Origin of the sequence: Celeribacter ethanolicus, from assembly GCF_001550095.1 — a bacterium.
Taxonomy (GTDB): Bacteria; Pseudomonadota; Alphaproteobacteria; order Rhodobacterales; family Rhodobacteraceae; genus Celeribacter; species Celeribacter ethanolicus.
The window spans coordinates 82,150-97,177 of the sequence record NZ_LRUC01000013.1 but is presented as its reverse complement, the minus strand read 5'-3'; the positions used below and the strand labels follow the sequence as shown (position 1 = coordinate 97,177).

The following is a 15,028-nucleotide window of genomic DNA, read 5'->3' as shown; positions in this document are numbered from 1 at the left end:
TTTTCCCGATCCTGTGAGGTTTTTGATCAAATGCGCAAGAGCCAACCCGCAAGCCTCACGCCGCAATGGGTAAATTCATCGAAACTGCCACTTGATCGACCATCAAACGGGCAAAATCCGCATTGGCATGCAGCACATCGTCGTCGTCATGCGCCAGGCCTTTGCGCTTGGCAAGCCGCACCGAGCCACGCAGAAAGGACTCGCTCGTGAACAGCCCCTCCTCCACCGTCTCCGCCGGTTGCGGGATAAACTTGAGCCGCCGGGACGCACAGAACGCCTCTGTCTCCCGGTCGAACCAGTCGGACACGAACCCCCCGTCGCCCCGCGCCGCCAATTGGCTGAATCCAAGATAGGTGCCGCCGCGCTCCCGCACCCGCCCCGAGGGCCGCGGCTGGCTTGCGACGAAGACCGGCACCTCGGTCGCCGCGCGCAGCATCAGGGCAAGCTTTATCCCGCCGGTGCGCATCAGCCGCTCCGCCCCATAGGCGCGGAGCATCGCCCCGGACGCCAGAGGCCGCCCGTCCTCCAGCGCATTCGAAGCCCCCTTCACAGAGGGCATGTCGACCGAAGACAGCTCACGGAACATCCGCACGAAAGTGAAGACCGAAACATGCAGCCCGGTGACGACGAAACCGTCGTAATCGGAGAGCGCAAAGGCGTCACGCCCGACCAGATGGGCGAGCCGCGCCCGTGCCTCTGCATCCTCGCTCAGAAACCGCCCGTCCTGCACCTCGAAGCGCGACAGCGCATCGCCATGTGCCCCGAACATGTCGAGCGCCATCCCCGGCCAGCGCGCGGCATCGCGCTCCGCCGCCGTGGCGAAGGCGGCCATGTGGGAATTGCCCAGAACGCAGAGCCGCTTGGTCATCTCGCCCCCTTCACTTTGCCAGCTTCATTTCCGGAGCGCCTCCAGAAGCGCGTCTTCGCAGACCACATCGTCCTCCGCCTCCTCCCTGTCGGAAAACTCTTCATGCTGCATCGCCTCGACAGGCTCCAGAAGCCCCTGTGCGGTGAGGAAGATCGCCATGACCCGCTCCACCGTCTCCGGCCGGACCGAGCGCAGGTTGGCGGCAAAGGCGGGCGTGGTGTTGGCCCATGTGGTCACCAGCTCATAGGACGGGAAATAATCCACACTCTTCCGGGAGGCGGCGAAATCGCCCGCCGCAGCACGTAGCACGGATTTCGAATAGGTCGTCGCCGCCAGAACGTGCTGACCCGAGGCGGTGGCCGTGAGCGGCACCGGCGAGACGGTCAGCAGGAGCCGGATGTTCCTGTTCAGCATCCTGAGCAGGCGCTGGATCTCGGCCAGATCGGCCATGATCTCGTCATAGGTGAAATTGTGAAACACATGGCGCTTGCGATAGCTGCCCGCGATCACGCCCGGAGCCATCGCCATGGTGCGGTTGACCCCAGTGTGTATCCAGCCCTCGGTCAGGCCAAGGGTGAAGACGAAGACATCCGCCATCTGCGCCAGAGACGCCACTTTCATGAGATGCTCGCGCCTGAGTTCGATCGCCTCTTCCCGGCTCTCGCAACCCTCGGGCTCCACCCCGGGCCGCAACGCATCGAACCAGCGATCTTCGCGGGTCAGGAACAGGCGGGTGTAGACCTGCCCGGCAATGGCATCTTCGAGCAGTTCGCGCATCTGCCGGGCGGTGTAGACATTGCCATAGCGCGCCGAATAGAGGCCATAGCCATAGCGGCGGGCCAGCGCATCGCTCATCCCTTTCGGCTTGGGCTCGGCATCGAGTACATTGACCCCGGCCAGCGTCAGGTAATTGCCGATATGCTGGGCGAAACAGCTCCCCGCCGTGGCCACGGCCGTGTCACGCCTGATGCGCACCTTCGGCATATACATCCCCGGCCAGCTCTGGCGGTCGGTCTCGACCACCCCGCTGCGCCAGAAACTTCGCGAAGGAATATCTTCGTAGGGATGGGACAAATTTCAGGCGGCTCGCATCGAACGGATTTGCCCCACTATGAACCGCAGGGCCCGGGTTGCCAAGGGGATCGCAGCTTCGTCTTCCGGCATGGAAAAGGGCCGCCCGAAGGCGACCCTTTGAATTTCTGGACCAGTCCGGCGATTAACGCTTGGAGAACTGGAAGGAACGGCGGGCTTTGCGCTTACCGAATTTCTTCCGTTCCACAACACGGGAGTCGCGGGTCAGGAAGCCGGCGGCTTTCAGAGCGCCGCGCAGTTCCGGGTTGTAGAGCTGCAGAGCTTTGGAGATGCCGTGTTTCACAGCACCGGCCTGACCGGAGAGACCGCCGCCTTTGACGGTGGCGACAACGTCGAATTCACCTTCGACGCCGGCGATCTGGGCCGGTTGTTTCACGATGAGCTGGAGCACCGGACGGGCGAAGTACACGGACATGTCCTTGCCGTTCACGGTGACCTTGCCGGAACCCGGCTTGATCCAGACGCGGGCGACAGCGTCTTTACGCTTGCCGGTGGCGTAGGAACGGCCCAGTTCGTCACGAACGGGTTCACGGGGGGCAGCGGCTTCGACGACGAGGGTCTCACCACCGGCGACTGCGCTCAGCGCGTCGAGGGATTTGATTTCTTCAGCCATCGGTCTCAGCTCCGGGTGTTTTTCTTGTTCATGGACTTGACGTCCAGCACTTCCGGGCTCTGAGCTTCATGCGGGTGCTCGGAGCCGGCGTAAACGCGCAGGTTGGTCATTTGCTGGCGGGACAGCTTGCCGCCCGGCAGCATACGTTGCACGGCTTTGGTCACGACGCGTTCCGGGTGATCGCCTTCGAGGATCTGACCGATGGTGCGGGATTTGATGCCGCCCGGGTGGCCGGTGTGCCAGTAGAAGCGCTCGTCGGTGCGCTTCTTGCCGGACAACTGGATTTTGTCGGCGTTGATCACGATGACGTTGTCACCCATGTCCATGGACGGGGTGAAGGTCGCTTTGTGTTTGCCACGCAGGCGCATGGCGACGATGGAAGCGAGACGGCCCAGCACGACGCCTTCAGCGTCGATCAGGATCCATTTCTTGTCCACGTCCGCGGGAGTAGCGGAAAAGGTTTTCATGTTTCTTGCCCTTATGGGATAGGAATTCGATTGAGCGTGTTCTAAGCATTTCACGCCCCGCGTCAAGCGCCCGCCACTTCGATTTTCCATTCAAAAACAAATGCTTAAAAAATAGGTATTATTATACCCCATAAAATCCCCGGCTTTCTCCGCAAAATCCGGTCCACATCGGGTTTGAGCGATGTCATGGAGCGCTCTATAGCTCTCTTCTACCATCGCAGCCAGTCGGATGCGAGACGCGCAAGAAGGACCCCAGCATGTTCGCCAGGCCCAGGCTCACCGATCACCTGAAACAGATCGTCTATGGCGGCAACGACGGCATCGTCACCACCTTCGCCATTGTCGCAGGTTACGCGGGCGCCAATGCCGAGGGAGGCGGGGAGCTCGCCACGCTGGCGGTGCTGGTCTTCGGGCTGGCCAATCTCTTTGCCGATGCGACGTCGATGGGGCTGGGTGAATTCCTCTCTGCCCGCGCCGCGCGCGACATGATCCGGCGGCGACAAGCCCGGCTGTCACGCGATCCTTCGGCACAGATCGGCGCGCTCACCCGGCATCTCAAGGGCCACGGGCTGTCGACGCTCGACGCCACCACCATGGCAACTCTGGCCGCCAAATCACCTGGCCTGATGGCGGAGATCACCCTGTCGCAGGTCGAGGGGCTGGAAGACCCCGGTCAGGGGGCGCTCTGGCCACGGGCGCTGATCACCTTCCTCTCCTTCGTGAGCTTCGGCGTGATCCCGATCCTGCCCTATATCCTCGGCCTCCCCGGCCCCGACCAGTTTACCGCCGCAGTTGCCGCCACCGTGCTCGCACTGACACTTCTGGGGCTGTTGCGCCATGTGGCGACGCGGGCCGGGCTCTGGCGCGCGATCGGGGAAACGGTCTTCCTCGGCGGCATCTGCGCCATGGTCGCCTATGCGGTCGGGGTGATCGTGGCGGGATGACGCCAAAAGGCCTGCCCCCGAAGGAGCAGGCCCGCCTGATATTCCATCCGCGAAGGGCTCAGAACCGGTAGGTCATCCCCACCTGAATCGTCCGCCCGCGTCCACCGAAGTCGTTTTCGTAATCCACCGAACCGGTCGAGGCGTCGATGTAATAGGTATCGGCGACGTTCTCGATATTGGCGTAAAGCTCCAACGAGTCCGTGACGTCCCAGGAGGCATAAAGGTCGACCACCGTGTAATCATCCACCGGCTGCACGGCCCCCTCGCCGGTCACGAAGGACATGATCGCAATCGAGCTTTCCCCGACATAGCGCACCCGCGTGCCGATCCGGGCATCGCCCTCCAAAAGTTTCATTCCGAGATCGAGAGTCAGGTACTGATCCGGCAGTTCGCCGTATTGGTCCTGACCATAGCCAGCATAGGTGGCAATCGGCTGATCCGTGTCGGAGAGCGTGAAAGCGAGGCTGCCAAAGAACCGGTCGTTTTCGAACCCGCCCGACAATTCCAATCCGCGCATGTGCGTTGTGCCATCAATGTTCACATAACGCACATTGCTGTCCGTATCCTGCTGATACCCGATGTAATCGTCGATATCCGACTGGAACAGCACCGCCTCGGCCCAGAGCCCCTCGCGGGCAAAGCTCACGCCGATCTCAAAGGTCTCGGCCTTTTCCGCCTCAAGGTCCGGGTTGGTCAAAACCGAGTTGACCGCCGTCGCATGCGAACCGCCGCCGTAGAACATTTCCGTCACCGTCGGCGCGCGCATGGTCTGGGCGTAAGAGCCATAGACAGACCAGGCGTCGCTCAGATGATAGCGCGCCGACAGGTTGGGGTTCCATTCGCCAGCGCTGCGGGACACCTCGTCGCTGTCGATCAGCCCGGTGAGCTTGTAGTGATCGTAACGCAGGCCCCCGCCCAGTTCCCAATTGCCAATCGCATAAGCCGCCGACAGGAAGGCCCCGGACTTCGCAAGTTTGCCATCCGAGTTCGACCCGCCGTATTCATTGATGTCGAAATCGTTCTCCGTGTAGGCGACGCCGTAATTCAGCAACAGCTTTCCATTCGCCAGCGCGATGCGGCTTGTATTGGAAAGATCGCCCCCAAGCGTCGCATCCGTGCCATCCCGCCCAAGATAGGAACCGGAGGTCTTGCCTTCGCCGGTCGGAAAGCTGAAATCCAGCTCCTGCCAGTACAGTTTGGCGCTGACGTCGATCAGCGGATCGCCCGGATCATAGGCCATCTCCGCCACCACGCTCTGACGTTTCACATCCCAGATGTAGCCCGATGAACTGGTCGGGTAAAAGGTGTTGTCGTAATCCTGCGCGGTCAGGTTGAATTCGAGATCGGACGACGGGCGATAGCGCATCTTGGCCAGAAGCGTGCGCGGTTCGTCCTTGTAATACTCACTGGTCTCCGTGCCATCGCCGTCTTTGTAAGGCCCGTCGTTATAACCGCTCACCGCCGCCATGCCACCGAACACGCCGTCGGCGCTTTGCATCGCGCCCGCAAACGTCGCCGCCGCATCCTTGCCGTTGTCGCCGAAGCTCAGCCGCACCATACCGCCGGAGGTCTCCCCTTCCTCCAGCAGATCGTCGATGCCGATGGTGCGGAAATTCGCGGCCCCTGCCAGTGCGCCCATACCCGCCGCCCCGGCAACCGCGCCCTTGGCAATGTCCGCCTCGGCCAAAAGACCGGGGTCGAGATAGACCTGATCGTCATAGGAGCCGCCATGGCCCGACATGTTCCGGAAGGTCTGCGGAATGCCGTCGATCATGGTGTTGACCCGGCCAAAGCCCTGCATGCCACGGATGTTCACCGAAACCGCCGGGCTGTCGGAGGGCGAACGGGTGAAGGCACCGGGCGTATTGCGCACCGCGGTCGCAACATCGCCGCCATAGGTTTCGACCAGCGCCGTGCCGTCGATCGTGCTGACGGAGCCGCCGGAGAGGGTCTCTGCCCCCTCCTCCGTTTCGCCCTGAACCACGATCAAGTCGAGCTGTGTCATATCCTGTGCGGCAAGCGGCAGGCCAGGCAGAACCAGCGCGGCACTGAGCAGCAGCCGGGCGCGGGCGCGTTCGGGCCATAGAAATACGGTCATGAGAATCCCCTCTGATGTCTCCGGATCGGTTGAAGCTTGGGCTTTCGTGATCTCGGGGGCCGGGTTCGGGGACCTTGGGCTGCCTGGCACCGGCATGCACCTGCCGGGAAAGCGTATGAGACGCCGTGTATAAATTCTTAGTTTTTCTGTCAACTTTAAAATCACATTGCGTGACGGCATGAACTGCCGCGAAATCGGGCAAAGCCGAAGGCCGCAACACGCAGAACCCCCACCGCCACTCTCAGCTTTGTGAAAATTTGGTATACAATGGTATGCACATCTTCCACTCGCCTCGGATATGGTCTAAAAGAAAGCGACTCTCCCAGACCCCTCATGGAGCTCCCCCAGATGACCAAGATCAAGGTAGACAACCCCATCGTCGAGATGGACGGCGATGAGATGACCCGCATCATGTGGGATTTCATCAAGAAGAAACTCATCCTGCCCTACCTCGACATCGACCTGCTCTATTACGATCTCGGCATCGAAGAGCGCGACGCCACCGAGGACCAGATCACCATCGACGCCGCGATGAAGACCAAGGAGGTCGGTGTCGCCGTCAAATGCGCGACCATCACCCCCGACGAGCAACGCGTCGAGGAATTCGGCCTCAAGAAAATGTGGAAATCGCCCAACGGCACGATCCGCAACATCCTCGGCGGGGTGGTGTTCCGCCAGCCGATCATCTGCAAGAACGTGCCGCGCCTCGTGCCCGGCTGGACCAACCCGATCGTGGTCGGTCGTCACGCCTTCGGCGACCAGTATAAGGCCACCGATTTCCGCTTCCCCGGCAAGGGGCAGTTGACGATGAAATTCACCGGCGAGGACGGCACCGAGATCGAACATGTGGTCTATGACGCCCCCTCGGAGGGCGTGTTCATGGGCATGTACAACCTCGACGCCTCGATCCGCGATTTCGCCCGCGCCTCGCTGAACTACGGTCTCAACGTCGGCTGGCCGGTCTATCTCTCGACCAAGAACACCATCCTCAAGGCCTATGACGGTCGCTTCAAGGACATCTTCCAGGAGATCTACGAAGAGGAATTCGCCGATGCCTTCAAAAAGGCGGGCATCTGGTACGAACACCGGCTGATCGACGACATGGTCGCCTGTGCGATGAAATGGTCCGGGAAATTTGTCTGGGCCTGTAAAAACTACGACGGTGACGTGCAATCCGACACCGTGGCGCAGGGCTTCGGTTCGCTGGGTCTCATGACCTCGCAACTCATGACCCCAGACGGCAAGATCGTCGAGGCCGAAGCCGCCCACGGCACCGTGACACGCCACTATCGCCAGCATCAGGCGGGCGAAGCCACATCGACCAACTCGATCGCCTCGATTTACGCCTGGACCGGCGGCCTGAAGCACCGCGCGAAACTCGACGGCAACGAACAGCTCATGCGCTTTGCCACCACGCTGGAAAAAGTCATCGTCGACACCGTCGAAAGCGGTTTCATGACCAAGGACCTTGCCCTGCTCGTCGGCCCGAACCAGGGTTGGCTCACCACCATGGGCTTCCTCGAGAAGATCGACGAGAACCTGAACAAGGCTCTGGCGGGCTGAGATCCCCAGTCCACCCCGCCACAAAGGCCGGAGCTCGCACGCTCCGGCCTTTTTTATGCCGATGTCATGCGCAGTCTATCAGCGGAAATCCTGCCACTCCGCCTTTCCCGGAGGCGCTTCGGGCGGCAGACCGATGTCACGGCGCAGATGTGCATTGAGATCGCCCGGTTTTTTCGCCAGCCGTGCCTCGCGTTTGAGCGCGCCACGCGCGGCAAAGGCGGCGCGGAGCACCTGCCAGAAGCCGTGACTTTCGATCAGGGGTTGCAGAGCCTGCCGCAGGGAAAGCGGCGCGGAGGGATTGGAAACCAACATGAGATTTTCCCGGCAAACACCGGGCCCTATTGAGAGATTTTGGAAGAAATGGGCCGCCCCGGACGCCCGATCCAAGACAAAATGTCGGAAATCAGAAGACGTCTTAACCGGCCCGTTGCAAAGAACAGACACGGCAGCGATGACGGGTTTTCAGGAAAAGGATCGTTTAAGATCGCAGAGCTTTGCCAGCTCCCTTGCCACACAGGGTCATCGCCGCAGAGGCGTGTCCACGGAGGGTATGTCGAATGCTGATGATCATGTCGCCCTCCTTCGTGGCTGTTTGCAATGGGCGCACCATGGATGACGCCCGAATTTGAGGCAAAGGTTTTTTTCTTCCGCAAGGAAACCGTGTCCTTTTTGCCGCAAAGCCCGCCCCGCCCCTTGCCTGTGCGGTGCGGCTTCGTCAGGTTGGGCAGAGGCGTGACCCAACCCGGGGCGCCCGTTGACTTCAGTAAGGGACAGTCATGAACAAATATCTCCTGACCGGGCTTTTCGCCCTTCTCGCCAGCCCCGCCCTCGCACATCTGCCGCCCGAGGAGCACGGCTCCTTTCTGGCCGGGGTGAGCCACCCGCTCTTCGGTCTCGATCACGTGCTGGCGATGCTCGCCGTCGGCGTCTGGGCGCTGCAGATCGGCGGCAAGGCGCTTTGGGCCGTGCCTGCGGGCTTCGTCGGCGCCATGACGCTGGGCTATATCGGTGGCATCACCGGCCTGCCCCTGCCCTTCGTCGAACCGATGATCCTCGCTTCCGCCATCGTGATCGGCCTCCTGGTCAGCTTCGCCGTGCGTCCGGGTCTCTGGGGCGGGGTCGCCATCGCCGCCTTCTTCGGCCTGTTCCACGGCCATGCCCATGGCGCGGAACTCGGTGCGGCCCATGCGATGGGCTTTGGCGTCGGTTTCATCTTCGCAACCGCGGCGCTGCATGCGGCGGGCATCGTGATGGCCCAGTTCATGGCCCGCGCCCATCCGCTCGCGCCCCGCTTCCTCGGCGCGGCCTCGGCGCTTCTGGGGCTGTCACTGGTGTTCGGCTGATCGCCACGAGGATCACGAAGAACTAACCATAACCTACGGATTGCGCGGGAAAATTACGCCGTAAAATTTCCGCGCAATTTTACCTGTTATCTCGAATTTAAGCCACGGGCACCTATCTTCTGATCATCAGGAGAACAGAAGGTTTCCGATGCAGATTTCCTCTGCCTATCATTTTCCCGCCCCCCAGGGGACGACACAGGGCTCCCCCCAGGGCAGCCAGTCGCAAAACCGGACCGCCGTCCCGGATGCGGAGGCGCGCGGCTCTTCGGTGTCCGACGGCCCGGCCTCGCAAGACTCGCCGCAAAACCCGGCGAAATCCACCACCGACACCGGCAAGAGCACTGCGGTTCAAAGCGCACGCGACATCTTTGCCCGCTACGACCTCACCGCGATTTCCGCCAATGAGATCGACCGGCTGACCGCCGATCTCAAGGCCGCGCGCTTCGACGATCTGGGGTTTGTCATGGGGTTCGAACGCCAGGGGGCGATCTATCGCGCCGATATGGAACATTCCGGCAGCGTCTATGGCATTGGCGGTGCCGAGGCGTTCGATCCCGATGCGCCGATGGACCTGATCGCGCAAACCCGCTCCGATCTGGCCTTGGCACGGCGTTACGGTCAGGACACCGAGCGCCTGTCCACACACCTGTTCAAGCTCGAGAAAGCACAGATGACCCGCCCGGTCGCGACCGCCACCGCCTCGACCCCGCAACTCGCGGAGACGCTGGTGCTGTTTCAGGCCCAACGCCTTTGGATCGAATGACCCCCAACCCAAAAGGTTCCGCCATGCAGATTGCCGCCGACACGAAGATACCGCAGCCCGTGCCAAAAGGCCTCCCGCTCCCATCCCCGGGACCGGAGAGTACGGCAGAGGCCCGGAGCGGTTTCCCCGCCGCCATGAGCGCCGAAGAAATTTACGCAGAATACGATTTCACCGCGATCACCCCGCGCCAGATCGACGAACTGGCCGACTGGCTGCGCGACAATGGCGTTTACGATTTCGGCACCATGATGGCGCTTGAGACGCGCGGCGAGCGGTTTGTGCAGCATATGCACGACATGCTCTATGAAGCCGGGCTCATTTACACGCCGGAGTTCGACGCCACCACGCCCATGGATCTGATCGAAGGGTTCAAGGCCCAGATCGAGATGTCGCGGCGCCATGGCGACCCGATCGCGTTTCATCAGCGTGCGCTCGACCGGATCGAAGAATTGCAGCGCCTGTCGGAGGCGCGGCGGGCAGAGCCCCGCTCTCCCGTCGCAACCACGCCCGTCGCGACGCCCGCGCTGACCCAGTCTCTGTTCGGATTGCAAACAACCGCCGTCTGAACTGCTGCAATTTTCCTCAGCCCTGCGCCCCGCTCCGATTTTGTCATGGGCAAGCTGCATTTTGCGCTAGACAGGTCAGCAACACTGTCCTACCTACAGCTTATGCCAGCCCCCTTACCCCTTCCGGAGAATCCCCCGAAACACAGCCTCATCGAGGATGTGCAGGGCTTTTCCATCGCGCTTATCACCACCTCCATCGGCTTGGTGATCATCAATCAGCTCGGTTTCATCACCGGACAGACGGCGGGGCTGGCGCTGGTGATCTCCTATCTCACCGGCTGGTCGTTCTCGTGGGTGTTCTGGCTGATCAACGTGCCGTTCTATGCGCTGGCATGGTTCCGCATGGGCACGGAATTCACCGCAAAATCCGCGATTTGCGTCACCGTCGCCTCCGTCCTGATCGCGCAGATTCCGAACTGGATGACGTTTTCCTACATCAACCCGCTGTTCGGCACGGTCGCCTTCGGCATTCTGGCGGGCTATGGGCTTTTGGGGATCTTCCGGCACAAAGGCTCACTCGGCGCGCTTGGCGTCGTCGCGCTTGTGGCGCAGGACCGCTTCGGCGTCCGGGCAGGCATTGTCCAGCTCGGTTTCGACGCCGTGCTGTTTGCCGTGGCGTTCTTCCTTTTCGAACCGACGCGGGTGTTGTATTCGCTCCTCGGCGCGGTGGTTCTCAATGGCGTGATTGCCTTCAACCACCGCCGGGACCGTTATATCGCCAACTGACCGACGAAAGACCGGGGACACTCATGCAAACGGATGTGCAAAAGCCCGAGAAACACACATGGTTCGAGGACCTTCAGGGCTATCTGTTCGGCACCTCCATGTGTGCCTTCGCCCTTGTCATGCTGCGGTCTCTGGGGCTGATCACCGGGCAGATGGCGGGGCTGGCCGTGCTGATTTCCTATATCACCGACCTGCCCTTCGGCTGGGTCTTCTTCGCCGTCAACCTGCCGTTCTACTGGTTCGGCTACAAACGCATGGGCAAGGTCTTCGTCGGCAAGACCTTTATCAACGTGGCGCTGATTTCGGTTCTCTCCGAATGGTTCCCCTCGATGGTCTCCTTCGAAGGCGTCACGCCCTGGTTCGGTGCGGTGATGGTCGGGTTCATGACCGGCGCGGGCCTCATGGCGATCTTTCGCCACGGCGGATCGCTGGGCGGACTGGGCATCCTCGCGCTCTATCTTCAGGACGCGACCGGCTTCAAGGCGGGCTATGTCCAACTGGCCTTCGACGCCTGCCTGTTTGCCATCGCGTTCTTCGTGATGCCCCTGCCCCTCGTACTCTATTCGCTTCTGGGCGCTGTCGTCGTGAACCTCGTGATCGCAATCAACCACCGTCGCGACCGCTATATCGCGATGTGAACGGAGCCGGGATCATGCCGAAACATTACCTTTTCCTCATTGCCGCCATCGTCTCCGAAGTCATCGGCACCTCGGCGCTCAATGCCTCGCAGCAGTTCACCAAACCGCTGCCGACCGCTGCGGTGGTCATCGGCTATGGCCTCGCCTTCTATTTCCTCACCCATGTGCTCAAGGTCATGCCGGTGGGGGTGGTCTACGCCATCTGGTCCGGTCTCGGCATCGTTCTGATCACGCTTGTCGGCCTTGTCGCCTTCGGTCAGAAAATCGACCTCGCGGCGGCTCTTGGCATGGGGCTGATCATCGCAGGCGTGCTTGTCATCCACCTTTTCTCGCACACCGCATCACATTGAACGGCTTTTCACACCGTTCGGGTGCTTTAAAGCTGGTCTTTTGCCCTTTCACCCGTTAGGCGCGGGGCCAAGACATATTCACGACGGAAACCCCACCCTATGGATCTTCGCAATATCGCCATCATCGCCCACGTGGACCACGGCAAGACGACGCTTGTCGATGAGCTTCTGAAACAATCGGGCACCTTCCGCGAAAACCAGGCCACCACCGAGCGTGCCATGGACTCCAACGATCTGGAGCGCGAGCGCGGCATCACCATTCTGGCGAAAGCCACCTCGGTCGAGTGGAAAGGCCATCGCATCAACATCGTCGACACCCCCGGCCACGCCGATTTCGGCGGCGAGGTGGAGCGCATCCTCTCCATGGTCGATGGCGTTGTCCTTTTGGTGGACGCCGCAGAAGGCCCGATGCCGCAGACCAAATTCGTGACCTCGAAAGCGCTGGCTCTCGGTCTGCGCCCGATCGTGGTTCTGAACAAGGTCGACAAACCGGACGCCGAGCCGGATCGCGCGCTGGACGAGTGTTTCGATCTCTTCGCCTCGCTCGATGCCGACGAGGACCAGCTCGACTTCCCGCATCTTTACGCCTCCGGTCGCTCCGGCTGGTGTGACGCCGAACTCGACGGGCCGCGCAAGAACCTCGACGCGCTGTTCAACCTGATCCTGAACCACGTGCCCGCACCGAAACAGATCAAGAAACAGGGCGAGCCCTTCATCATGCTCGCCACCACGCTGGGCTCCGACCCGTTCCTCGGCCGTCTGCTCACGGGCCGTGTTGAGAGCGGCAAGATCAAGGCCGGTGCAACCATTCAGGCCCTGACCCGCAACGGTCAGAAGATCGAGCAATTCCAGGTCAAGAAAATCCAGGCCTTCCGCGGTCTCGCCATGGCGGAGATCGAAGAGGCCGTCGCGGGCGATATCGTGTCGCTCTCCGGCATGACAAAAGCGACCGTCTCCGACACGCTCTGCGCGCTGGAAGTTGACGAACCGCTCGAAGCCCAGCCGATCGACCCGCCGACCATCACCGTGACCTTCGGCATCAACGACAGCCCCTTGGCCGGTCGTGAAGGCAAGAAGGTTCAGTCCCGTGTGATCCGCGACCGCCTCATGAAAGAGGCCGAGTCGAACGTCGCGATTAAGATCAAGGACACCCCCGGCGGCGAGGCCTTCGAAGTCTCCGGTCGAGGCGAATTGCAGATGGGCGTTCTCATTGAGAACATGCGCCGCGAGGGCTTCGAGCTGTCGATCTCTCGTCCGCAGGTGATCATGCGCGAAGAGAACGGTCAGCGCATGGAGCCGATCGAGGAAGTCACCGTCGATGTGGACGATGAATACTCCGGCGCGGTGATCGAGAAACTGACCGGCGCGCGCAAGGGCGACCTGACCGAGATGAAACAGCAGAACGGCAAGACGCGGATCATCGCGCATGTGCCGTCGCGCGGTCTGATCGGCTATCACGGCGAGTTCCTCACCGACACCCGCGGCACCGGCGTGCTGAACCGCGTGTTCCATAGCTGGGCCCCCTACAAAGGCGCGATCCCGGGCCGTCGTCAGGGCGTTCTGATCTCCATGGAAGACGGCGAGGCCGTGGCCTATGCGCTGTGGAACCTCGAGGAGCGCGGCAAGCTGTTCCTCGGCGCTCAGGCAAAGGTCTATCAGGGCATGATCATCGGCGAGCATTCGCGTGACAACGATCTCGAAGTGAACCCGCTCAAGGGCAAGAAACTCACCAACGTGCGCGCCTCCGGCACCGACGATGCGGTGCGTCTCACCACGCCCAAGACCCTGTCGCTGGAAGAGGCCATCGCCTATATCAACGACGACGAACTGGTCGAAGTGACGCCGGAAAGCATCCGCCTGCGCAAACGCTACCTCGACCCGCACGAGCGCAAGCGCAACGCCAAGGCGGCGCAGTAAGCGCGCGTAAGTCTGAGTATTTCAGGCACAAAGGAAACCAGAAGGCCCGCCCTCCCCGGCGGGTCTTTCTCTTTGGCGCGCAGTCTCTGTGCGCGGGCGGGACTACGGTGTGGCGGGCTTTTCGCCTATCTTGGGCCGAAAGGAGACACATCCATGCGTAAGATTCAGACCCAGGGGGTTCACCACATCACCATCACCGGCGCGGACCGGCAATCTTCCATCGACTTCTGGGAGGGCGTTTTGGGCATGCCTTTCGTTTTCGATCAGCCCAATCTGGACCGCCCCGAAGAGGGCCATCTCTATTTCGATCCGGGCGACGGACGGCTGATCACGGTGTTCACCAATGAGGAGCGAAAACCGGGCCGTCACAAGATCGACCAGGGGCCCGGCTCGCTGCATCATCTGGCGTTCAACATCTCGAAGGTCACTTTCGACCAGGTGGTGGAGCGGCTGGATGCGCGCGGCGTCAAGCACTCCGGCGTCAAGGATCGCGGGTTCATGGACAGCATCTATTTCCGTGAACCGAACGGCATGTTGATCGAACTTGCGAGCTATCGGTTTGAGCCGCCGCAGGGGTTTACCCATACCGATGTGCTGCACCGTGCGCATTTCATTCGCGTGGCGGCGGGCGACGATCACATCGACACGGTGCATCTCGCCGACGCCATCGAGGAGCTGGTGCATCAGAGCACGAACACGCTGTCCTTCGATCGCAGCCCGAAAAACCCGTTTTCCAAATAAAAGCGGCGCGGAGTGTCCCCCGCGCCGCATTCAAATCCTGTGAGAGATCTCACTCGGTGGTTTCGATCACCACGATGTCCCGCTCGGAAGCGCCATTGGCGTGGCTCAGCGCCTCCTGATATTCAGGGCTGTTGTAGCAGGCGACGGCGGCCTCGACACTGTCGAACCGCGTCACCACATTGCGCGGACGGTCATTACCCTCAAGCTGGACATAGCGCCCGCCCCGCGCAAGGAAGGTGCCACCGTGCTTGGCAATCGCGGGGCCTGCGAGTTTGGCGTAGCGGCCATAGGCCTCTTCGTCGGTGACCTTGATATTGGCGATCCAGAGAGCGGGCATGT

The 15,028-nt window shown here is 61.6% G+C and carries 17 protein-coding genes; 10 read left to right on the top strand and 7 right to left on the bottom strand.

Annotated elements, in window-relative coordinates; all coding sequences use genetic code 11:
• Positions 1–55: 55 nt before the first annotated feature.
• From NH195_RS07040 to rplM, 4 genes are all read right to left on the bottom strand, one after another.
• The gene (locus tag NH195_RS07040; protein WP_066704965.1) at positions 56–868 is read right to left on the bottom strand and encodes a hypothetical protein; all 813 of its coding nucleotides are present in this window, start codon (positions 866–868) and stop codon (positions 56–58) included.
• 24 nt (positions 869–892) lie between these two features.
• On the bottom strand, positions 893–1,942 hold the full coding sequence (locus NH195_RS07035) for a GSCFA domain-containing protein (protein ID WP_162265852.1): 1,050 nt from the start codon (positions 1,940–1,942) through the stop codon (positions 893–895).
• 142 nt (positions 1,943–2,084) lie between these two features.
• Positions 2,085–2,573 carry a 30S ribosomal protein S9 gene (gene rpsI, locus NH195_RS07030; RefSeq protein WP_066704958.1) on the bottom strand — a complete coding sequence of 163 codons (489 nt, stop codon included), beginning with the start codon at positions 2,571–2,573 and terminating at the stop codon, positions 2,085–2,087.
• Positions 2,574–2,578: 5 nt separating this feature from the next.
• Positions 2,579–3,040 (bottom strand): 50S ribosomal protein L13, encoded by a 462-nt coding sequence (gene rplM, locus NH195_RS07025; protein WP_066704957.1) that lies wholly within the window; start codon positions 3,038–3,040, stop codon positions 2,579–2,581.
• 257 nt (positions 3,041–3,297) lie between these two features.
• On the opposite strand from rplM, the gene NH195_RS07020 reads away from it, so the two are divergent.
• Positions 3,298–3,984, top strand: coding sequence for a VIT1/CCC1 transporter family protein (locus NH195_RS07020; protein WP_066704956.1), 687 nt, complete (start codon positions 3,298–3,300; stop codon positions 3,982–3,984).
• 58 nt (positions 3,985–4,042) lie between these two features.
• On the opposite strand, the gene NH195_RS07015 is transcribed toward NH195_RS07020, so the two are convergent.
• Positions 4,043–6,082 (bottom strand): TonB-dependent receptor domain-containing protein, encoded by a 2,040-nt coding sequence (locus tag NH195_RS07015; RefSeq protein WP_066704954.1) that lies wholly within the window; start codon positions 6,080–6,082, stop codon positions 4,043–4,045.
• Between the two features lie 348 nt (positions 6,083–6,430).
• On the opposite strand from NH195_RS07015, the gene NH195_RS07010 reads away from it, so the two are divergent.
• On the top strand, positions 6,431–7,645 hold the full coding sequence (locus NH195_RS07010; protein WP_066705080.1) for an NADP-dependent isocitrate dehydrogenase: 1,215 nt from the start codon (positions 6,431–6,433) through the stop codon (positions 7,643–7,645).
• A gap of 78 nt (positions 7,646–7,723) precedes the next feature.
• Here NH195_RS07010 and NH195_RS07005 read toward each other — a convergent pair whose 3' ends face one another.
• A complete protein-coding gene (locus NH195_RS07005; RefSeq protein ID WP_066704952.1) occupies positions 7,724–7,957 on the bottom strand; it encodes a hypothetical protein in 234 nt (77 codons plus the stop codon).
• 464 nt (positions 7,958–8,421) lie between these two features.
• Between NH195_RS07005 and NH195_RS07000 the strand changes: the two genes are divergently transcribed.
• The 8 genes from NH195_RS07000 (at position 8,422) to NH195_RS06965 (ending at position 14,689) form a co-directional block, all read left to right on the top strand.
• On the top strand, positions 8,422–8,988 hold the full coding sequence (locus NH195_RS07000; RefSeq protein WP_066704950.1) for a HupE/UreJ family protein: 567 nt from the start codon (positions 8,422–8,424) through the stop codon (positions 8,986–8,988).
• Positions 8,989–9,136: 148 nt separating this feature from the next.
• Positions 9,137–9,751 (top strand): hypothetical protein, encoded by a 615-nt coding sequence (locus NH195_RS06995; RefSeq protein ID WP_066704948.1) that lies wholly within the window; start codon positions 9,137–9,139, stop codon positions 9,749–9,751.
• 134 nt (positions 9,752–9,885) lie between these two features.
• Entirely contained in the window at positions 9,886–10,317 is a 432-nt protein-coding gene (locus NH195_RS06990) for a hypothetical protein (RefSeq protein ID WP_066704946.1), read from the top strand.
• Positions 10,318–10,419: 102 nt separating this feature from the next.
• The gene (locus NH195_RS06985) at positions 10,420–11,043 is read left to right on the top strand and encodes a YitT family protein (protein WP_066704944.1); all 624 of its coding nucleotides are present in this window, start codon (positions 10,420–10,422) and stop codon (positions 11,041–11,043) included.
• 23 nt (positions 11,044–11,066) lie between these two features.
• Positions 11,067–11,681, top strand: a complete 615-nt coding sequence (locus NH195_RS06980; RefSeq protein WP_066704942.1) for a YitT family protein — start codon at positions 11,067–11,069, stop codon at positions 11,679–11,681.
• Between the two features lie 14 nt (positions 11,682–11,695).
• Positions 11,696–12,031 (top strand): DMT family transporter, encoded by a 336-nt coding sequence (locus NH195_RS06975; RefSeq protein ID WP_066704940.1) that lies wholly within the window; start codon positions 11,696–11,698, stop codon positions 12,029–12,031.
• A gap of 99 nt (positions 12,032–12,130) precedes the next feature.
• Positions 12,131–13,948: a translational GTPase TypA gene (gene typA / locus NH195_RS06970; RefSeq protein WP_066704938.1), complete on the top strand. Its 1,818-nt coding sequence runs from the start codon at positions 12,131–12,133 to the stop codon at positions 13,946–13,948.
• A 153-nt stretch (positions 13,949–14,101) separates the two neighbouring features.
• Entirely contained in the window at positions 14,102–14,689 is a 588-nt protein-coding gene (locus tag NH195_RS06965) for a VOC family protein (protein ID WP_066704934.1), read from the top strand.
• 49 nt (positions 14,690–14,738) lie between these two features.
• On the opposite strand, the gene NH195_RS06960 is transcribed toward NH195_RS06965, so the two are convergent.
• Positions 14,739–15,026 (bottom strand): DUF1330 domain-containing protein, encoded by a 288-nt coding sequence (locus tag NH195_RS06960; RefSeq protein WP_066704933.1) that lies wholly within the window; start codon positions 15,024–15,026, stop codon positions 14,739–14,741.
• Positions 15,027–15,028: the final 2 nt, after the last annotated feature.

Excerpts from the sequence above, each read along its gene's own strand:
- NH195_RS07040 (WP_066704965.1), bottom strand. The coding sequence starts at position 868 with ATGACCAAGCGGCTCTGCGTTCTGGGCAATTCCCACATGGCCGCCTTC.
- rpsI (WP_066704958.1), bottom strand. The coding sequence starts at position 2,573 with ATGGCTGAAGAAATCAAATCCCTCGACGCGCTGAGCGCAGTCGCCGGT.
- rplM (WP_066704957.1), bottom strand. The coding sequence starts at position 3,040 with ATGAAAACCTTTTCCGCTACTCCCGCGGACGTGGACAAGAAATGGATC.
- NH195_RS07020 (WP_066704956.1), top strand. The coding sequence starts at position 3,298 with ATGTTCGCCAGGCCCAGGCTCACCGATCACCTGAAACAGATCGTCTAT.
- NH195_RS07015 (WP_066704954.1), bottom strand. The coding sequence starts at position 6,082 with ATGACCGTATTTCTATGGCCCGAACGCGCCCGCGCCCGGCTGCTGCTC.
- NH195_RS07010 (WP_066705080.1), top strand. The coding sequence starts at position 6,431 with ATGACCAAGATCAAGGTAGACAACCCCATCGTCGAGATGGACGGCGAT.
- NH195_RS07005 (WP_066704952.1), bottom strand. The coding sequence starts at position 7,957 with ATGTTGGTTTCCAATCCCTCCGCGCCGCTTTCCCTGCGGCAGGCTCTG.
- NH195_RS07000 (WP_066704950.1), top strand. The coding sequence starts at position 8,422 with ATGAACAAATATCTCCTGACCGGGCTTTTCGCCCTTCTCGCCAGCCCC.
- NH195_RS06995 (WP_066704948.1), top strand. The coding sequence starts at position 9,137 with ATGCAGATTTCCTCTGCCTATCATTTTCCCGCCCCCCAGGGGACGACA.
- NH195_RS06990 (WP_066704946.1), top strand. The coding sequence starts at position 9,886 with ATGAGCGCCGAAGAAATTTACGCAGAATACGATTTCACCGCGATCACC.
- NH195_RS06985 (WP_066704944.1), top strand. The coding sequence starts at position 10,420 with ATGCCAGCCCCCTTACCCCTTCCGGAGAATCCCCCGAAACACAGCCTC.
- NH195_RS06980 (WP_066704942.1), top strand. The coding sequence starts at position 11,067 with ATGCAAACGGATGTGCAAAAGCCCGAGAAACACACATGGTTCGAGGAC.
- NH195_RS06975 (WP_066704940.1), top strand. The coding sequence starts at position 11,696 with ATGCCGAAACATTACCTTTTCCTCATTGCCGCCATCGTCTCCGAAGTC.
- typA (WP_066704938.1), top strand. The coding sequence starts at position 12,131 with ATGGATCTTCGCAATATCGCCATCATCGCCCACGTGGACCACGGCAAG.
- NH195_RS06965 (WP_066704934.1), top strand. The coding sequence starts at position 14,102 with ATGCGTAAGATTCAGACCCAGGGGGTTCACCACATCACCATCACCGGC.
- NH195_RS06960 (WP_066704933.1), bottom strand. The coding sequence starts at position 15,026 with ATGCCCGCTCTCTGGATCGCCAATATCAAGGTCACCGACGAAGAGGCC.